This is a genomic window from Parafilimonas sp. (assembly GCF_047606085.1).
In the GTDB taxonomy this organism is placed as follows: domain Bacteria; phylum Bacteroidota; class Bacteroidia; order Chitinophagales; family Chitinophagaceae; genus Parafilimonas.
Window position 1 is genome coordinate 1 of the sequence record NZ_JASGEX010000170.1, and the last position, 18,821, is coordinate 18,821.

General features: G+C 43.5%; 18 protein-coding genes and 1 pseudogene. 11 read left to right on the forward strand and 8 right to left on the reverse strand.

The genetic code is table 11. From position 1 onward, the window contains the following. The 3 genes from QM629_RS14670 to QM629_RS14680 form a co-directional block, all read left to right on the forward strand. Window positions 1-195: hypothetical protein (locus tag QM629_RS14670; protein ID WP_415160637.1), on the forward strand; the 195-nt coding region annotated here is incomplete at its 5' end. A 21-nt stretch (window positions 196-216) separates the two neighbouring features. Next, entirely contained in the window at window positions 217-618 is a 402-nt protein-coding gene (locus QM629_RS14675; protein WP_415160638.1) for a hypothetical protein, read from the forward strand. 107 nt (window positions 619-725) lie between these two features. Then, a complete protein-coding gene (locus QM629_RS14680; protein ID WP_415160639.1) occupies window positions 726-980 on the forward strand; it encodes a hypothetical protein in 255 nt (84 codons plus the stop codon). A 65-nt stretch (window positions 981-1,045) separates the two neighbouring features. Here the strand turns inward: QM629_RS14680 and QM629_RS14685 are convergent, their stop codons facing one another. Genes QM629_RS14685 through QM629_RS14695 form a run of 3 tightly spaced genes read right to left on the reverse strand, consistent with a single transcriptional unit; the run spans window position 1,046 to window position 2,542 of the window. Further along, window positions 1,046-1,510, reverse strand: coding sequence for an EamA family transporter (locus tag QM629_RS14685; RefSeq protein WP_415160640.1), 465 nt, complete (start codon window positions 1,508-1,510; stop codon window positions 1,046-1,048). An 18-nt stretch (window positions 1,511-1,528) separates the two neighbouring features. Further along, a complete protein-coding gene (locus tag QM629_RS14690) occupies window positions 1,529-2,014 on the reverse strand; it encodes an EamA family transporter (RefSeq protein WP_415160641.1) in 486 nt (161 codons plus the stop codon). Window positions 2,015-2,059: 45 nt separating this feature from the next. Continuing rightward, the gene (locus tag QM629_RS14695) at window positions 2,060-2,542 is read right to left on the reverse strand and encodes an Lrp/AsnC family transcriptional regulator (RefSeq protein WP_415160642.1); all 483 of its coding nucleotides are present in this window, start codon (window positions 2,540-2,542) and stop codon (window positions 2,060-2,062) included. Window positions 2,543-2,851: 309 nt separating this feature from the next. Here QM629_RS14695 and QM629_RS14700 point away from each other — a divergent pair, with 309 nt between their 5' ends. The 3 genes from QM629_RS14700 (at window position 2,852) to QM629_RS14710 (ending at window position 4,629) form a co-directional block, all read left to right on the forward strand. Next, window positions 2,852-3,346 carry a DinB family protein gene (locus QM629_RS14700; protein WP_415160643.1) on the forward strand — a complete coding sequence of 165 codons (495 nt, stop codon included), beginning with the start codon at window positions 2,852-2,854 and terminating at the stop codon, window positions 3,344-3,346. 114 nt (window positions 3,347-3,460) lie between these two features. Next, a complete protein-coding gene (locus tag QM629_RS14705; protein WP_415160644.1) occupies window positions 3,461-3,586 on the forward strand; it encodes a hypothetical protein in 126 nt (41 codons plus the stop codon). 29 nt (window positions 3,587-3,615) lie between these two features. Beyond that, the gene (locus tag QM629_RS14710; RefSeq protein WP_415160645.1) at window positions 3,616-4,629 is read left to right on the forward strand and encodes a YpdA family putative bacillithiol disulfide reductase; all 1,014 of its coding nucleotides are present in this window, start codon (window positions 3,616-3,618) and stop codon (window positions 4,627-4,629) included. Between the two features lie 90 nt (window positions 4,630-4,719). On the opposite strand, the gene QM629_RS14715 is transcribed toward QM629_RS14710, so the two are convergent. Beyond that, window positions 4,720-6,648 (reverse strand): gamma-glutamyltransferase family protein, encoded by a 1,929-nt coding sequence (locus QM629_RS14715; protein ID WP_415160646.1) that lies wholly within the window; start codon window positions 6,646-6,648, stop codon window positions 4,720-4,722. A 301-nt stretch (window positions 6,649-6,949) separates the two neighbouring features. On the opposite strand from QM629_RS14715, the gene QM629_RS14720 reads away from it, so the two are divergent. Further along, on the forward strand, window positions 6,950-8,029 hold the full coding sequence (locus QM629_RS14720; protein ID WP_415160647.1) for an Ldh family oxidoreductase: 1,080 nt from the start codon (window positions 6,950-6,952) through the stop codon (window positions 8,027-8,029). Window positions 8,030-8,163: 134 nt separating this feature from the next. Here QM629_RS14720 and QM629_RS14725 read toward each other — a convergent pair whose 3' ends face one another. Genes QM629_RS14725 through QM629_RS14740 form a run of 4 tightly spaced genes read right to left on the reverse strand, consistent with a single transcriptional unit; the run spans window position 8,164 to window position 15,080 of the window. After that, the gene (locus QM629_RS14725; protein ID WP_415160648.1) at window positions 8,164-11,838 is read right to left on the reverse strand and encodes an efflux RND transporter permease subunit; all 3,675 of its coding nucleotides are present in this window, start codon (window positions 11,836-11,838) and stop codon (window positions 8,164-8,166) included. Window positions 11,839-11,892: 54 nt separating this feature from the next. After that, a complete protein-coding gene (locus QM629_RS14730) occupies window positions 11,893-13,050 on the reverse strand; it encodes an efflux RND transporter periplasmic adaptor subunit (RefSeq protein ID WP_415160649.1) in 1,158 nt (385 codons plus the stop codon). 18 nt (window positions 13,051-13,068) lie between these two features. Continuing rightward, complete coding sequence (locus QM629_RS14735) at window positions 13,069-14,409, reverse strand: TolC family protein (protein ID WP_415160650.1); 1,341 nt, start codon at window positions 14,407-14,409, stop codon at window positions 13,069-13,071. Further along, complete coding sequence (locus tag QM629_RS14740) at window positions 14,406-15,080, reverse strand: TetR/AcrR family transcriptional regulator (RefSeq protein ID WP_415160651.1); 675 nt, start codon at window positions 15,078-15,080, stop codon at window positions 14,406-14,408. The genes QM629_RS14735 and QM629_RS14740 overlap by 4 nt, the downstream gene beginning before the upstream one ends. 65 nt (window positions 15,081-15,145) lie before the next feature. Between QM629_RS14740 and QM629_RS14745 the strand changes: the two genes are divergently transcribed. The 4 genes and pseudogenes from QM629_RS14745 to accC all read left to right on the forward strand — a co-directional run bounded on the left by QM629_RS14745 (window position 15,146) and on the right by accC (window position 18,405). Next, window positions 15,146-15,787 (forward strand): DUF502 domain-containing protein, encoded by a 642-nt coding sequence (locus QM629_RS14745; RefSeq protein ID WP_415160652.1) that lies wholly within the window; start codon window positions 15,146-15,148, stop codon window positions 15,785-15,787. 53 nt (window positions 15,788-15,840) lie between these two features. Further along, window positions 15,841-16,188: pseudogene (locus QM629_RS14750) on the forward strand (hypothetical protein); the annotation flags it as partial. Window positions 16,189-16,485: 297 nt separating this feature from the next. Next, entirely contained in the window at window positions 16,486-16,968 is a 483-nt protein-coding gene (gene accB / locus QM629_RS14755; RefSeq protein WP_415160653.1) for an acetyl-CoA carboxylase biotin carboxyl carrier protein, read from the forward strand. Between the two features lie 99 nt (window positions 16,969-17,067). Then, window positions 17,068-18,405: an acetyl-CoA carboxylase biotin carboxylase subunit gene (gene accC / locus QM629_RS14760; protein WP_415160654.1), complete on the forward strand. Its 1,338-nt coding sequence runs from the start codon at window positions 17,068-17,070 to the stop codon at window positions 18,403-18,405. The last annotated feature ends 416 nt before the right edge of the window (window positions 18,406-18,821 follow it).

An 18,821-nucleotide genomic window follows, 5' to 3' on the forward strand; every position in this document is an offset into this window, starting at 1 on the left:
AGAAGCTGTCTAGAAATGATTTCAGGAATTTTGTATAGTAGCAAAAACAGCTATTTTTTATTGGCTTTGACATCAAATTCAGCGAAATCATCCAATTTTTTCTATTTAAAAATGGCAATGGTGATTGAAAATATTAAATATAGACAGCTTCTAAGATTTATAAAAATAAAACACTACTTCCCCGGAAACTTTTAGATCATTTTAAAACAGGTAAAAATGAAAGCGTTTTTAGCAGACCTAAAAAGACGCAATGCCTTATTGTATTGGTATGGTGTTCTCTCTTTCACAGGAGCGTTTATATGCATATTGATGACTCAATTTTCAGATACCATTGTACTGGGTATAAACGCATGGATAAAACCAGCTAAGTTTTTTATTTCGGTTGCTGTTTATTGCTGGACGATGGCCTGGATTATGCATTACCTGATAGCACAGCAAAAAGTGAAAGTATTTTCAAAAATGGTGTTGTGGGTAATGACCTATGAACTGCTGATAATCACATGGCAGGCAGCCAATGGCAGGCTCTCTCATTTTAATACTACTACCATATTTTACAGGCTGTTGTTTATATTAATGGGCATTGCGATTTCTGTGCTGGCCGATGGACTGGTTATATAGGTTACCTGTTCTTCAAACAGAAAAAATTTACTGTTTCAAATGCTTATATATGGAGTATTCGTCTGGGCATAATATTATTTGTAATTTTTTCTTTTGAAGGTGGTATAATGGGCATGCACCTTGCCCATACCGTTGGCGCGCCGGATGGGGGAGAAGGCCTGCCGGTAATAAACTGGAGTAAACGATATGGCGATTTACGCATTGCTCATTTTGTTGGTATGCATGCCTTGCAGATATTGCCGTTGTTTGGCTTTTTTATAGCTAAAACCAGGCGTAGTGTTCAGTTTTTTGCAGCCGCTTATTTTCTTTTTACTACGCTGCTTTTTATACAGGCAGCAATGGGCATTCCTTTGTTGTTCTGATATTTCATTATAAAAAACTGTAAAGAAAAATAAGGGTACAGAGCAGTGTTGTTTATTCATGAATATCATGCAGCTTTTACTTCCGCAGGCTGCTGTATCAGTTTCCTTTTTTCTTTCTTTTGTTTGGCAAGATTAATCAGCAATACACTGGCTAATATAACAGCAAGACCTGCAAGCTGCAGCAGGCTTACCTGTTCGCCGGCAAACAATACGCCCAGCATTACAGCTACAACCGGGTTTATATATGCATACGTGCTTACCTGGGTTGCCGGCCTTACGCCCAGTAACCAAACATAAGCGCTGTATGCAGCCAATGATCCCATTGTTATAAGGTATAATACAGATAACCACGCACCCGTGCTTACCTCTTGCCATTGAAAAACTTTCCATTCATTGGTGATAAAACTGAAAATAAAGAAAGCTATGCCCGCAGCAATTAATTGCCACATTGTATTTACGGTTACAGAACCGCTGCCTTTGTATTTTGAATACAAGGAGCCCCCGGCCCAGCACATAGAGCCGATAACCAAAACGGCAAGGCCCGCTACCTATATCATGCCGCCGGATGCAGAAAGCGCTGCAGATACACGCTCGCTGAAAAGCAAAATAACACCCGCAAACCCAACGATCAAACCAACGATAATTTCCCTGCTGTGCAGGTTTTCATGCCACCTGGGTTTATCAAGCAATACAAACCATATTGGCGCCGCAGACACCAGCATCGCAACAAGGGAACTGGCAAGGTTTTGTTCGGCCCATATAACGGCGCCATTGCCAATAAACAGTAATAAAACACCGCTTATGGCTGCAGCCTTAACCTGTTGAATATTCCAGAGTTTTTCTTTTTTATAGCTGCGCCAGGCCATTAATAAAAGGCCTGCCATTAAAAAACGAATGCCGCCCATAATAAATGGCGGAATATCATGCACGGCTTTCTGAATAAAAAAATAGGTAGAGCCCCATACCAGGTAAACCGTGGCAAAGGCAATAATTACCATTAATGTGGATGCTTCTTTTTTGATGGTTGCGCTCATAACAAATGCTTCTTCCGGTTAGTTAATATAATTGCTCATCGGCGGTTATGCTGTTTCATTTTTTTTCGGTATTACAAGCTGGTGATCTTCTTTTGCCGTTTCCAGCACAATGGTGGTTTTTGTGGACAGGATGTTTGGTATTTTCTGCAGCTTGTTGCGCATCAGCTGCATCAGCCCTGCCGAATCTGCTGTGCGCACTTTTACAAGAAAACAATCTTCGCCGGCAATATGATGCACTTCCTGCACTTCGGGAATGGCTGCCAGTTTTTTAGCCATATCTGTTGAACAGGTAAATCCTTCTTTGGATTTTATGAAGATAAAAGCCAGTAATTTTTGCTGCACGGCTGCGGGGTTAATTACCGCATTGTATTGTATAATAACTTTTTTCTGTTCCAGCTTTTTCACCCTTTCCAATACGGCCGATGGGGCCATATTTACCTCACGGGCAAGGTCGGCATTCGAAATGCGGGCATTGCCCTGAATGAGGCTAAGTATCTTAATATCCGTATCATCAAGCACTACATCCATTTTATTTTATATTTCCTGTAAATGTAATTGTAATCAGAATATAATTCTGAAATATTTTATTATATCAGAATATAATTCTGAAATATTTTATTATATCAGAATATAATTCTTATATAATGTGTTTTATAGAATATGGTCAATTTAATTTATGGCATTGATAACAGGTAAAAATCACAAAACCGGTTAGAACAAACCCGCAGGGTTTTGAATATGCAGGAGCTATTTTAAAAAAATTTGAACAAGGCCGAGTGCTGCTGACATAGGGCTGTCATAATCCGGTAGTTATTTTGGGTATTAAAACAAATAACTATGACATTCATCGAATTTTTTAAACAACAGTTTGCTGAAGAAGGCGCCACCACACGCAAAATGCTTTCACGCGTTCCGGAAGGTAAATGGGATTATAAGCCGCATGAAAAAAGCATGAGCATGAAGCAGCTTACAGAACACCTGGCAGACCTTCCGTCCTGGGTTTCTCTTGTTATTAAAACAAATGAGCTCGACTTTGAAAAGCCTTATCCAAACCCGGTTGTTAATACCACCAAAGATTTAATGGAAGCTTTTGAAAAAAGTTATAACGATGGCCTTGCTGCATTAACGCCTGAAGCAGAAAAACTATTAGGCGGGCCATGGACTTTAAGAAGCGGCGCAAAAATATTCAGCACCGATTCAAAGATTGATGTGATAAGAATGGCGCTAAGCCAGCAGATACATCACCGGGCGCAACTGGGTGTTTATTTAAGATTATTGAACATTCCAATCCCCGGAAGCTATGGCCCGAGTGCGGATGAAAATTTTATGTAAGAATTATAGTTCACATGTTCACGGGTTCACAGGTTTTTTATGTTCAGGCATGCAGGTAGTTATTTAACTCGTGAACTTGTGAACAGGCGAACTTTTTAAACTTTATATTCTTTTATGATAGCAAAATATTTATTCATCACAAGTTTCAGAATTATAAAACTGGTTTGCAAAACAATTATAATTGTGTTTGTAATTGTTCCATTACATATAAATGATAACTATGGCCAGGGCATAGATTAAGCATTGTTTTATATAAACAAAACTAACCTGTGAACACTGGAACTTGTGAACTTTTAAACTTTAGTTTTGCAGCCATGAGCAGGTACGATGTTTTTATAATTGGCGGCGGCCCTATTGGTTTGGCATGTGGCATAGCAGCGCAAAAAGCAAATCTTAAATATATCATAGTTGAGAAAGGTTGTTTGGTAAACAGTTTATACAATTATCCTGTGAACATGACTTTTTTCTCTACTTCTGAAAGGCTGGAAATTGGCGGCGTTCCATTCATGAGCCTGCTGCCAAAGCCAAAGCGTGCTGAAGCGCTGGAATATTACAGGCGTGTTGCGAAGGATAAGCAGCTCAATATTCATCTTTTTGAAAAAGTGGAATCAGTCCATCGTGTTGATGATACGATGTATGAAATAAAAACAAACAAAACAAATTATATAAGCACTAATATAATTGTGGCCACAGGCTTTTACGATATTCCGCAGTTGCTGCATGTGCCGGGGGAGCACCTGCCTAAAGTAAAACACTATTATGATGACCCGCATTATTATGCTTTTCAGAAAGTGATTGTTGTGGGCGCCAGCAATTCTTCAGTTGATGCAGCTTTGGAAACCTGGCGCAAAGGCGCTGAAGTAACGATGGTGATAAGAAAAGACGTTATAAGCAAGAGCGTAAAATACTGGGTGAAGCCCGATATTGAAAACCGTATTGCAGAAGGCAGCATCAAGGCTTATTTTAATTCAAACATAACCGCCATTCACGAACGCACGGTTGATATACAAACCCGGGATGGAATGGTTACGATTGAAAATGATTTTGTGCTGGCGTTAACCGGCTATCATCCCGATTTTAATTTGCTCAGGCATTTGCATATTACTTTATCCGATGATGAAAAGCAATGCCCTTTATACAACGGCGAAACCATGGAAACCAACCAGCGCGGCATTTATCTTGCCGGCGTTGTCTGCGGCGGCTTTGATACGCACAAACTTTTTATCGAAAATTCAAGGGTGCATGCGGATAGGATTATTGATGATATAAAGAAAAAGATATAAGCTGCCACTAAACATCTTCGTGCCTTTGTGTCTTCGTGGTTCAAAAAAATTTAACCACAAAGGCGCAAAAGCATAAAGCATCATTAAGGTTCACCATCCAATACCATAATCTTCCCCGTTATTGGATGATCCGCCCCAGAAGCTGCCATGCTTCCAGTCAAAATAAATGGCGTTGATTGGCCCGCTTGTGCGTTCACCAGCAGTTACTGTATAACCCATTTTACGCAAAGCGCTTCGCACATAATCCGGCGTATCGGAATTCACCAGTATGCTGCCAGGGTGCGGTTGCCTGTCTTTAATTTGTTCGCCACCTAATGAAAGCCACAATTGGTCGCTGTTGATGTTGGCGGCTTCAACTGCTTCCTGTATGGTCATGCCAAACTCAACCACATTTAAGAAACACTGCAATAAATTCTGGTCCTGCGTATCGCCGCCTTGTACCCCAAACGCCATAAACGGTTTGCCATCTTTCATAGCCAGTGTTGGCGTGAGTGTAACACGCGGTCTTTTGCCGGGCTCAATTACATTAAACGGATCGAGAGCGCTGTCTAACACAAAGCTTTGCAGGCGCTGGCTCATACCCACACCGGTATGTCCCGCTATACAGGCTGGCAGCCAGCCGCCGCTTGGCGTAACAGAAACCACCCAGCCATCTTTATCGGCAGCTTCCACAGAAGTAGTGCCCCGCCATAAACGATCCATATAGGCAGAATCAGGGATGCCTGTATTGCTTACAACATCTTTTTGCTGCCTGGCATCGGTTTGTGTTGCATCATGTTTTGGAATAGCGCCGGGGATTATTTTATTGGTTGAATCAATTGTAAATCCTCTTTGTTTCAGAAAAGTTAGGTAAGGATTGGTTTTGTCTTCAAAAGGGTAGGGGTCGCCGGGGCCAATACCGGGATTGCTGTTATCAAAGTTTATTAAAGCCGCCCTTTGTTTGGCATAGGCTTTATCCAGCAAGCCTTTCATTGGCTCATCAGGCGAAAAATATGGATCGCCATAGTAAAAATCCCGGTCGGCAAAAGCCAGGCTCATCGCTTGGTATAAAGTATTCATATAGCGGGCAGAATTATAGCCCATGCCTTTCAAATCAAGATTCTCCAATATGTTTAAAGCTTGTAACATGGCAGGGCCTTGCGTCCATTGCTGCAGCTTATATACTTCAATGCCTTTATAGTTTACATGCAATGGCTCTTCTTCAATGGGTTTCCATTTCGCCAGGTCTTCCATGGTTATCAACCCGCCCTGCTCCCGGGCACCACGCACAAATTCTTTTGCAATATCTCCTTTATAGAAACGGTCATAAGCGGCATAAATGGCTTCCTTACGGCTCTTCTTATTTTTTAAGGCTTCCTGTTCGGCATCTGCCATTTTGGTTAATGTTTCCAGCAGGTCTTTCTGCACAAAAATTTCACCCGGCTCCGGCGCTTCCCGCTGCTGCCCTTCATGCGGTAAAAAAACGGCTTTGCTATACGGCCATTGCTTTATCATTTTCTTGCCACGTTCCATACTGTTGGCTGTCTGTGCTTCTATGGGATAACCTGCGGCCAGTTGCATGGCGGGCGCCAGCACCTGTTTCAGGCTCATCGTTCCGTACGCTGCCAGCATATAACAAATACCGCCCGGCGTGCCCGGCGTTACTGCCGCCAGCGGGCCGTATTCCGGCGGGAAAGCCATGCCCTTGCTTTTGAAAAAATCAACCGTAGCGCCTGTTGGGGCCATACCCAATGCATTGATGGCAATAACTTTTTTCGTGTTGGGATTATAAATGAGCGCCTGTGTTTCGCCGCCCCAGCTTAGCACATCCCACATAGTGCATGTCGCAGCGATCATGGCGCAGGCCGCGTCCACCGCATTGCCACCTTGTTGAAAAATCATAGCGCCGGCTTCTGCCGCCAGCGGCTTGCCCGTAATGGCCATCCAGTTTTTTCCATGCAACGGTGGTTTCTGTGTCTGCTGACTGAAGACTGATACTGGTATGAAAAAAATAATAAGCAGGGAAATGTGTCGCTTCATGTAATGTGATTTGCTTAAAGGTAAAAAGCAATTTATAAACAGCTATAAAATTGAAGCGCGTATTTGGTTAGTTATATGTTTTTATGAAAAGTCTGAGCGGAGCCGAAGACTTTTATTATTGAGCGAAGTCGAAATAACCGGTGTAAAAAGTTTTATCCCGTTACGTGAAAAAAAGACAAATGGAAGCAGTACGCAAAAAATTCAGCAGCCTGTGATTAAAAGACGGGCTTTCTATTGCTTCTTCAGTACACCTTAAAATTTATTTAACCATTATTCATTAAGCCCAGCCTTACTTTGCAGCATGGATACAATCTATAGTTATCAGTCTCTGTACAGCTTTACGTATTCCGTTTTTAAACATATCGGCTGCAACCATGCAGACGCAATCACTGCCACAAAAGCCTTGCTGGCTGCTGATGTGCGGGGCATAGACAGCCATGGCGTGGCGCGGCTTTCCGGCTATGTGCGCTTATGGGAAGCCGGCAGGATAAACAGCCATCCCCATATTTATATAAAACATGAAACGCCATCCACCGCTGTAGTGGATGGCGATGCGGGTCTTGGCCTGGTAGTGGCGCCGCACGCCATGCAGATCGCAATTGATAAAGCGGATAAGGTTGGAACAGGCTGGGTAAGCGTTTGCAACAGCAATCATTTTGGTATTGCCGGCTATCATGCCATGATGGCTTTGCCACATGATATGATCGGCATTGCCATGACCAATGCCAGCGCGCTGGTTGCACCCACATTCAGTATAGAAAGAATGCTGGGTACCAACCCCATTGCAGTGGCCATTCCTGCGGGCAGGGAAGAGCCTTTTATTGCCGACATGGCTACCACAACGGCTGCCAATGGCAAGCTTGAAATACTGCAAAGAAAGAATGCCGAAGCGCCTTTGGGCTGGGTGCAGACAAAGGAAGGAAACTCTTCAGCCAATGCCAGTGAGCTAAAGAATGGCGGCGCCTTATTGCCGCTTGGCAGCGACCGGGAACATGGTTCGCATAAAGGCTATGCACTGGGAAGCATAGTTGATATTTTTTCCGCCGTATTAAGTGGCGCCAGTTACGGGCCATGGGCGCCGCCTTTTCCTGCCTATGTGCCCATGCCGGAGAATATGCCCGGCAGCGGCCTTGGCCATTTTTTTGGCGCCATGCGTATTGACGCTTTCCGCACAGCGGATGAATTTAAACAACACATAGATAACTGGCTGCGGCGTTTCAGGAATGCGAAACCGGCCGAAGGCCATGAAAAGGTGTTGGTGCCCGGCGATCCCGAGCGGGAAATAGAAGCAATAAGAATGAAGGACGGTATCCCGGTTGTTGAAAGTGTGGTGAATGATTTAAATGCCGTCGCAGCCAGGTTTAATCTTGAACTGAAATGAATACAGCGGGTCGAAAATCCAGCCGGCCCGCGGTAGCGGTCTGGCGGAAAATAAAAAAACCGCCCCGGTTAAAGGAGCGGGCTTCGAAAGTTTTAAAGTAGTGGTAAACGTTTAAAACTTTCGGTGAAAATACATTAAAACCAGCTACCGACAAAGGCCTTATTTGTAGTTTCCGGATCAACTCTTTTTCTCCTGCGGGCCACTTTTCTTCTTTGTACAATGGTCGTTATAATTACCAGGGGAATAAATAAGAAAGTAAGTGGCGGAATGCCCATAAAGCTTATCCATTTGCCGCCATACATCCTGCGCATCGGGCGCCTTAACCTTTCTGCAATTAAATACATGCTCGGCACAATAACCAGCGTCATAAAGAATGCAAAGGCAAGGCCGAAGATGATGGTCCATGAAAGCGGTTTCCAGAACACGGCATTATCGCCACCCAGGTAAATATGCGGGTTAAGCTCAGAGAATAAAGTAATGAAGTTGATGTTGAAACCAATAGCCAGCGGGATTAACGCCAGTATCGCCGCCATGGCGGTAAGCAATACGGGGATAATACGCGTTTTGCCGGCCTGTACCACAGCTTCATGCGTTTTCAGGCCGCGCGCCCGCAGCTCATCTGCAAATTCAATTACAAGAATGCCATTCTTTACCACAATACCGGCCAGGCCAACAATGCCGAGGCCGGTCATTACCGAGCTTACCGTCATGCCCGTCATGCTGAAACCCAACAGTACGCCAATTACGCTAAACAATATTTCTGTAAGAATAATAATGGGTTTACTTATTGAATTAAACTGCAGCACAAGAATCAATAATATCAGCATTAAGGCAATTAGCAAAGCCTGCCCGAGGAAGGATACGGTTTCTGCCTGCTGTTCGCTTTCGCCTGTTTGGGATATAGAAACCGCGTCGGGCTTTTGTTTAAACTGTTTTATATAACCGGCCAGTTGCTGGTTTACGGTGGTGGCGGTATAACCGGAAAGCAGGTTTGATGTTAAGGTAATTACGCGTTTATATTTCTTGCGTTTCACACTGCCCAGGGTGGTGGTATAGTCAACGTTTACAAAAGAGCTGATGGGCAATGTTTTTACCAGGCCTGTGGCGCTGCGGAAAGTAATGGTCATATTCAGCAGGTCAACAAGGCTTGCCTTATCCATCTCTTTATCCCGCAACTGTATTTTATATTCATCCTTGCCTTCTTTTACTTTAGATACTTCTTTTCCAAATACAGCCGTTCTTATTTCATTGCCGATTTGCGCGGTGGACAGCCCTTCTGCATTGGCTTTTTCCCGATCAATGGTGAGCGATATTTCCGGATTGGTGAGGTCAACATCCATTTTTAATTCCTCAACGCCGGGCGGCTGTATGGAGTCAAGATAATTCTTTAAGGCAACCGATGTTTTAATGAGGTCGTCAAAATCATCGCTTGCAATTTCTATGTTTACCGGAGGATCAGTGGGCGGGCCATTCTGTTCCTTGTCAACGCTTATCTGTGCGCCGGGAATACCTTTAATCTGCGCACGGATAGAATCGAGATACGGCGCTGTTGCAATGCCGTTTCTTTCGCCAAATTCAACAAAAGAAACCTGTATCCTGCCCCGTTCCGGGTGTGTGCTCTGATCGCCGCTGGTGGGATCGTTGGCACCAATGGCCACATTGCTTATTACGCTTTCCACCACCGGGTTCTTTTTGCCATTTTCCATGCCCAGCACATGATATACTTTCTTTTCAAGCACCCTGGTTACAGAATCGGTGTATTCAACATCGGTGCCAACCGGCAGCTTAAGATAAACATATATCTGGTTGGGGGCTCCGCCGGGAAAGAACTCTACCTGTATTCTTCCGCTGCTTACCGACATGGAAAACACAACAAAAGAAACGATGAGCAAACCAAATGTTCCCAGTAATAATGCCACCGGCGTTCTGCCGTTTAGCGCCCAGCGCAACAGGTTTTCATAATGATTCATTATCCAGGGCAAGGCCCTGTTCTGGAAGGCGTGTATCCAGCCATCAAAAAGATATTTGTTCAGCACCATAAGCAATGCCATAAATAAAGCAATGTTTCCGATGAAGAAATAAATATAGGTGTTATCCGGGCCGGCACTTACCGGGCCAACACTAACAGATGCAGAAAAAGTAACATTGCCTACGGTATGGGATTGGAAAATAAATCCAATTGTATTAAGTAAAACACCTAATATGACAAATACCCAAAAAATTTTATTTCTGAAAATGGCAGACTTAGGCGCTTTGTTTTCATTGTCTTCATGGTTCATGAAATCAACCGCGAAAACCGGGTTCATTAAGAACGCAACAATTAAGGATGCGGCCAGGGTAAATATGAGCATCGCGGGCAAATACACCATGAACTTGCCAATGATGCCCGGCCAGAACAATAGCGGGAAGAACGGCGCCAGCGTGGTAAGCGTTCCGGCCAGTACTGGTATGAATACTTCACCCGCCGCCATTTTAGCCGATAGGGTGGATGATAATTTTCCCTTGCTCTGGGTAAATATCCTGTGCGTGTTCTCAATAACAACAATGGCATCATCCACAATAATGCCGAGGCCAAACAGCAAGGCAAACAATACAATGAAATTGAGCGTTACATGCCCGCCGATGATAATATCGGCAAACGGCAAAAACACGAAAGCCACGAACATGCTGAGCGGCACGCTCAATGCAACAAAGAATGCATTTACCACGCCCATAAAGAACATGAGGATGATAAGCACCAGCACAAAACCTATTACGATGGAGTTTACCAGGTCGTTAAAAGAGGTTTCTGTTTTCTTGCTTAGGTCGCCGGTAATTACCACATTCAGGTCTTTGGGAAAATCTGTGGCCTTCATTTCAGCTACCGCAGCCTTAACTGCTTGGGATGTTTCAATAAGGTTTTCGCCGGCCCGCTTTATAATGTTCAGCGTAATTACATTTTTGCCATCGAGCCGCGCATAGCTTTCACTCGTTTTTAAAGTGTCTTTTATGGTGGCAATATCTTTCAGGTAAACCGGGTGGCCATACGTGTTCGTAACAACCACTTTTTCAATATCGAAGGCTGTTTTAAACTGGCCGCGTATCTGCAGCGTGCGCTTCATATTGCCTACCTGCAGCAGGCCGCCTGTTATATCATGGTTTTCATACGATACAGCATTGGCTATCTGGTCGAATGTTACGCCTGCGGCCTGCATGCGGTTGCGGTCAACATTAATCTGAAATTCCCTTTCCGGCGCGCCCACAATATCCACCCTGTTCAATACCGGAAGGTTTTCCAGTTCATCCTGCAGGTCTTCCGCATATTTTTTTAAACGCTGCACATCATAATTGCCGCTAACGTTTACATACATAATGGGCTGGTCTGATATGTTTACTTCCAGCGCTGTTGGCTGCTGCGTAAGATCGGTGGGCAGATCCTGCTTGGCTTTATCCATTGCATCCTTTACTTTCTGCAATGCCACATCTGTTTTTACTTCCGTATCAAATTCCACCACAATGGCAGAATAATCCTGCTGCGAGGTGCTTGTTATTTTATTGATCTTGGCGCCGGTTATGCTTTTTATCTGTTTTTCAATAGGCCTTGTAACCAGGTTCTCAATGTCTTTGGGCGAATTGCCTACATAAATGGTTTGAACATAAATAGTGGGTATAACAATATCAGGAAACTGTTCCTTTGGCGTGGTAATGAATTTTGTAACACCCCACAATGTAACGATCAATATAAGCAGATAGACCGCCGTTTTATTGGTAACCGCCCATGAGGTAACAAAAAATTGTTTAAACTTTTCGCTGGTATTAATTAAGCTCATACATTCAGTTTAATTTTTTGGGTGAGTGATTTTTCACCGCATGTTAATCTGGGCTTAGCTGGCTGAAATTGTTATCAGCTGGCCATCGTATAAATTCTGAAAGCCGTCTGTAATAAGCATATCGCCCACAGCAAGGCCCGATTTTACTTCAAGCTGGTCTTCGTACAACTGCCCCACTTCCACATGCTTTTTACGCGCATACATTTTGCCGTTCTCATTTACAGCCACCAGTACATATTTGCCCTGTTCGTCTGTTTGTAAGGTGTTTACCGGCACCGTAAATGTATTGCTGGCTGCATAATCCATTATCCTTACAAATGCCAGTTGGTTGGGTTTGAAACTGGCGTTGGAAGGCAGTCTCGCTTCAATCTGGAAGGTGCGGTTATTTGGGTCAATCACCTTGCCGGCTACTGAAATTTTTGATATGATGGTATCGTTAATGTCGGGCAGGATGATCTTTACGGTGCTGCCGGTTTTTACTTTTTCCAGGTAATTGTCGGGCACCTGGGCTGTTGCTTTAAGATCGCCGGTGTTTACGAGCTTTATGTAGCTGCCCGTGGCGGGATTTCCGGTAAATGTTTCGCCCACCCTTATCGTAACCTCTTCGGCAATGCCATTCATTTCAGCATATACATTTGTATAACCCAGTTGTTCTTTCATCAGGTCAACCTGGTGCTGCGCCTGGTCAACATTGTTTTTGGCCGTGGTAAGCTCTACTTCCGTACCAATATTTTCTTTCCATAAATTGCTCCTGCGCTGGTAAATATCCTGGGCGTATTTCAACTGTGTTTCTGCATTGTTTAACTGCGTTTTCAGCACAGCATCATCTAATTTAAGCAGCAACTGGCCTTTCCTTACAACATCGCCCTGTTTTACGTAAACTGCTTTTACCTGGCCGCCCTGGTTGCGCGGGGTAACATAAGCAATGTTCTCTGCATCAATTTTGCCCTGCAGGTTTATATAGTGCTGAAAATCTTCGGTTGACAATTTTTTTATGGCAACCAGTTTTGCCTTTTCCGGATTGGCAGAAGGGTCGAGCTTTATAATTTCAGCCTGCAGGCTGGCCACCTGTTTATTAATATCTTCCTGTTGCTTTTTCAGTTGCTCCAGCCTTGCCTTTTTATCAGCAAGGGTGTTTCCTGTTTTTTCGCTGCCACAGGAGGCGAGCGCCATTAAAGCAGTTGCGACTGTTATATGTTTTACTATATGCATAAACTTAGTTTGATTGAATTATTGAAGTTGGCCCGTTGCATACAGGTAATCAATTTTTGCTATTACCGCATCATACATAGCGTTGATGTAATTGCTTTGGGCAATGCTAAGATCAGCCTGCGCATTGGTTATATCGAGCAAAGTGCCCAGGCCGGATTCGTATCTTTTCTGCGATTGGGCATATACACGTTCTGCCAGCTCAACATTGCGTTGCTGGTCGTCAAGCGTGCTGATGGCTGTATGAAAATTATTGGTTGCCTGTATAGCGCTGTTGTCAATTGAATTTTTGAGATCCGCAAGCTGGTTCTGCGCCTGTTCCAATTGAAACTTTGCCTTTTTAATATTGGCATCTTTTGAAAACCCGTTAAAGAGCGGAACAGATAAGTTAACCGCTGCGTAAGAAGAATTAAACCATTGCCCTTTGCTGAAAATATTAAACTCCGTGCTCTGGCCCTGCCTTAAGAAATTGCCCGTTAAGCTTAATGTGGGTATAAAAGCCATTTTATAACGTTTCACATTAAACTCCTGCAGCTTCACGGTAGATTGCAGCACCTGGTAATCGCTGCGGCTTTCATAGGTGTAAGCGCCTTCATTCAGCAGTCCCTGCTTTAACTGGTCTTCAGATAAGGTATCCGTTAAAACCAGGGAGTCTTTTACCGGCATGCCCAGTAAAAATTTCAGCCCGTAATAGCCATTGCTGATGGTGCTTTCTACAGAAAGCCTGTTTGTTTGAAAATTAGCAAGCTGCACAGAAGTTCTGTCCACTTCAATCTGCTCCCCAAAGCCGTTTTTTTGCAGGGCGGCATTCACGCGCAGCAGGTCTTTTGATCGGTTGATGTTGGCGTCTATCTGCTGAATTTGTGTTTTGCTTACTACAAGCTGGTAGTATATTTTGTAGATGTTTTGTTTTATCATGTCCTGCGTTACGGCCAGGCTTTTCCGGCGGTAATCAATGGAAGTTTTGCGTGCTTTTAAGCCTATGAAAACCTGCCCGTCAAACAAAGTTTGCTGCAGCGTAACGGAGCCGGATGCGTTGTATTTCGTGCCAAATTGCACAGGAACATACGTGCCGGCAGGCTGGCCAAAAAATTCGCCCGGCAAAAGCTGGGTGGGAATTTTAAGGTAGTCGGTAAAGCCGGCGCTGCCATTAAGCGAGGGCAGGGCCTGGGCGGTGGTTACACGGTTATCCTGCTGCTGCACCTGTATATCCAGCAGCGCATTTTTAACCTGCACATTATTTTTCATGGCGTAATCAATGCAATCCTTTATAGAAAAGGCATGCACTGCAGGCTCTTGCGAAACTGCCTTTGCCGAAATGAATATTAACCCAGAAAGCAACGTGCTTTTCAATACCTTCATGCTGATTTTTTTTGACGTTGGTGTTTGTATTTTGATATTAAAGCCAACCCTTTTTCGGTGCAGACACCATGGAGAAAAAAATCCTGCATCACATCTTCAAAATGATGCAGTTTTGTTTTGCCGCTTACCACTTCTTCGTTATGAAAAATGCCGGAGATCATTTCAAGCCTTAGCCAGGTAATGATGTTCACATCCACATCTTTCCTGAAGAGGCCTTCCTTTATACCGCGCTCCAGGTTGTCTTTAATACAGTTGAAAAGAAACTGTTTTTTAAACTTTTCAAATTCTGCAAACGTATCCGGGTGAAAGCGGTTAAGGTCAAACAGCACCGAGGCATTCAGGTTGTTGAAAATTTCCTGTGCTGAATCGGCTGCAAGAAACTGCTCATGAACGGCGTTTTCAGAATTATCCTTAAACTGAATGCATTTCTTTTTATTCTCATCTGTAATACCTGTAAATATATCTTTTACCAGTGAGTCTTTATCAGAATAAAACTGGTAAATCGTTTTCTTTGAAATGCCAAGCTGGCCGGCTATTTCATCCATTGTAACGCTTCGGATACCGTACCTGAAAAAAAGCTCTTCGGCTTTTTCCTGAATTCTTTCCTTTATGCCCATAACATTAAAACCGGCCAAAACTATGGAAACTATTTTTGTAACCAAAGTTTCCATGAAGAAATTTTTATTATTTTTTGCCGAACGGCAAACTTTACCTGTTTTGAGCGGAATTTTGCGGTATGGAAAATTCGTCCGGAAAATTCAGTTTCAGAAACATTCTTCAATATTTTTTCCAGGGTATTATTGTCATTGCGCCTATTGCCATTACCATATATGTAGTGGTATGGCTGTTTAACCTGGTTGACAATTTCCTGCCTGATATTTTATTTGCCTTATTCCCCAAATGGATGACAGCGCCGGATGGATCGCTGCGCACCATTCCCGGCCTTGGCTTTTTAATGGTGGTAATAATTGTAACCATTATCGGGTTTATATCCACCTCCTTCTTTGTTTCAAAGATTTTGAGCTTTTTAAATAAGGTGCTGGAGCAAACGCCTGGTATAAAATACATTTATTCCGCCGTGAAAGACTTCCTGGAAGCTTTTGGCGGCAACCGCAAAAAGTTTGATAAACCCGTATTGGTAAGTGTTGACGCTGCCGATACCTGGCGCATTGGTTTTATCACGCAGCACGATGTTTCGCAATTTGGCCTGGAAGCGCATGTAGCGGTATATGTGCCTTTATCATACGCGCTTACCGGCGTGGTTTATTTTGTGCCGAAAGAAAAAATAAAACCGGTTAATAATATGAACGGTGCCGAAGCCATGAAGTTTGTTATCTCCGGCGGTGTAACGCATTTGGAAGAAAATGAACATGCATAAGGCGCTGTTATAGATACAGCCCCTAAAATCATCACTATGCGGTTGTTACCTCCGGTAAGGAACACACACCTCTTGAATGTATCCGGATCTACAACCAGAGAGGACGGGATGGTGAACATCACTTTAAAGAATTTGATTATGACTTTAATTGGAATAAGCTGCCTTTTGATAATATGGAGATGAATACTGTTTACCTGTATGCCATGCCCGTAGCTTATCTCTTGTTCAATACCGTAAAGAGGGCTTATGCTGAAAAGCTCCAATTTGTAAAACCCGAAATGCGTTTAAAAAACTTTATCCTGCACTTTGTAACCCTGCCGGCAAAGTGGATCAAAACCGGCAGGCAGCGGATACTCAAAATCTTCACTACTAAACATTACAGCCCCTTGTTTGCTACTTAGCCCCTTTGTTTACCGAAAAACAAAATGGCTATCCCAGATGCTGATATGGGTAAGATAACTTATATGCAGTTAGGAATTAAAAGTATCAGAAGATGCCCGTTAATGATATACGCATACCTGCATAGCTGTGCCAGGTATAATTTTTTCTTCCTAATTATAACCTTGCAAAATTTGGAAGTAAATATATTTTCAGAAATCACCTTATTTTTATTCAAATTTGGTTGTTTTCTTCAATCTTTGCCCTATTTTGCTGCCCTTTTTCAGTAAAATCATATAAATAACCCCAAAATTCAATTTATGGATTATAAACAGGTTCAGGAACTTATTAAGCTTATCAATAAAAGCAACATAGGGGAGTTAAGCATTGAAGAAAAAGATTTTAAAATATTGATTAAACAAAAAAGAGATAAGGTTTACCAGGCTGAAATACAGCAGGTGCCGGTACAGGTTCCGGTATATCAGCCGCAGGCGGCACTGCAGCCCACGCTTCCGGCAGCCGTATCAACCACACCCTCTGAAACGGCTGCGCAAAAGGCCGATAATCTTATCACCATAAAAAGCCCGATGATCGGTACTTTTTATAAAAGGCCATCTCCCGATAAACCCAATTTTGTTGAAGTGGGAGATGAAATTGCACCGGGCAAAGTTGTTTGCATTATAGAAGCCATGAAGCTTTTCAATGAAATTGAAAGTGAAATAAGCGGCAGGGTTGCCAAAATTCTTGTGGAAGACGCCAGTCCCGTTGAATACGATCAGCCTTTATTTCTTGTAGAGCCATAATTTGAAGATAATGGCAATTTGAAAATCTGAATCTTCAGATTTTCAGGTTGTAGTTATCATTTTCAAATTATTACATTTTCAAATTTTCAAATCAGAAACGTGTTTAAAAAAATTCTCATAGCCAACCGCGGCGAAATTGCCTTACGTGTTATAAGAACCTGCAGGGAAATGGGCATTAAAACCGTGGCGGTTTATTCTACGGCTGATAAAGACAGCCTGCATGTGCGCTTTGCGGATGAAGCGGTGTGCATAGGCAAGCCGCAAAGCGGCGATTCTTACCTTAATATCCCGCATATAATAGCTGCATCCGAAATTACGAATGCTGATGGCATTCATCCGGGTTATGGTTTTCTGGCAGAAAATTCAAAGTTTGCGCAGATATGCGGCGATCATGGTATTAAATTCATAGGGCCCACGCCCGCCATGATAAATGCCATGGGCGATAAGATAACCGCCAAAGAAACCATGATAAAAGCAGGCGTGCCTGTTGTACCCGGCGGCGAAGGTTTATTGAAGAATCTGGATGAAGCCAAATCGCTTGCGAAAGATATTGGTTATCCCATTATCTTAAAAGCAACAGCCGGCGGCGGCGGTAAAGGTATGCGCGTAGTGTGGAATGAGAGCGAGCTGGAACGTGCTTACAATACAGCCAAAGCGGAAGCTGCCGCCTCATTTAAGAATGATGGCATTTATATGGAGAAGTTTGTGGAAGAGCCGCGCCATATAGAGATACAGGTGGCCGGCGATCAATATGGTACCGTTTGCCATTTAAGCGAGCGTGATTGCAGCATACAGCGCAGGCACCAGAAATTAGTGGAAGAATCGCCCTCCCCGTTTATGACGCCCGATCTGCGTGAAAAAATGGGCGCCGCTGCCATTAAAGCCGCATCCGCCATTAATTATGAAAGTGTAGGCACCATAGAATTTCTGGTTGACAAGCACCGCAATTTCTATTTCATGGAAATGAATACCCGCATACAGGTGGAACATTGCGTTACGGAAGAGGTGATCAACTTTGATCTTATTAAAGAACAGATAAAGATCGCCATGGGCGAAAAGATATCCGGCGAAAACCATTTGCCGCAAATGCATGCCATTGAGTGCCGCATAAACGCAGAAGACCCGTATAACGATTTCCGCCCTTCGCCGGGCAGGATAAATGTGCTGAACACACCGGGCGGCCATGGGGTGCGGGTGGACAGCCATGTGTATGCAGGCTATGTAATACCGCCGTATTATGATTCTATGATCGGCAAGCTCATTACCGTTGCGCGCACCCGCGAAGAAGCCATTGATACCATGTACCGCGCTTTAAGCGAATATGTGATTGACGGTGTAAAAACAACCATCCCTTTCCATCTTCAGCTTATGAAGAATGAAGACTTCCGCCAGGGCAATTTTACTACCAAATTCCTGGAAACTTTCGTAATGGAATAAATTTTCAATATTTGATACAGACTGGCTCAGTCTTTTGAGACTGAGCCAGTCTCAGGCAACACCGGTACTAAACCGGCATCGTTTCGTTGAACCTCTGCCGGGGGTTCAGGTATAAACCTGCCTTATTTTCCCCGAATTTTATTCGGGGCTATTAAAATTCAATCCCTCCGGGATTTCCTGCTTGTAAATTTCTTCATTAAACCTTATATCGAATTGGGCGTATTAAAATTTTAAATGTATAAAAAGAGGTGTAGCCTCGAAAAAATATTGTAAAAACGGGTTTCAACCCGTTTGAAACCACCAAAATGTTGTTGAGAGCCATCGGCTCGATTCATTATGCATCCCCGAATAGTCGGGGCAGGCTGTGCCGCTGGCACTCACCTCTATCGAAATTCATCTATAACCGTGCTAAAGCA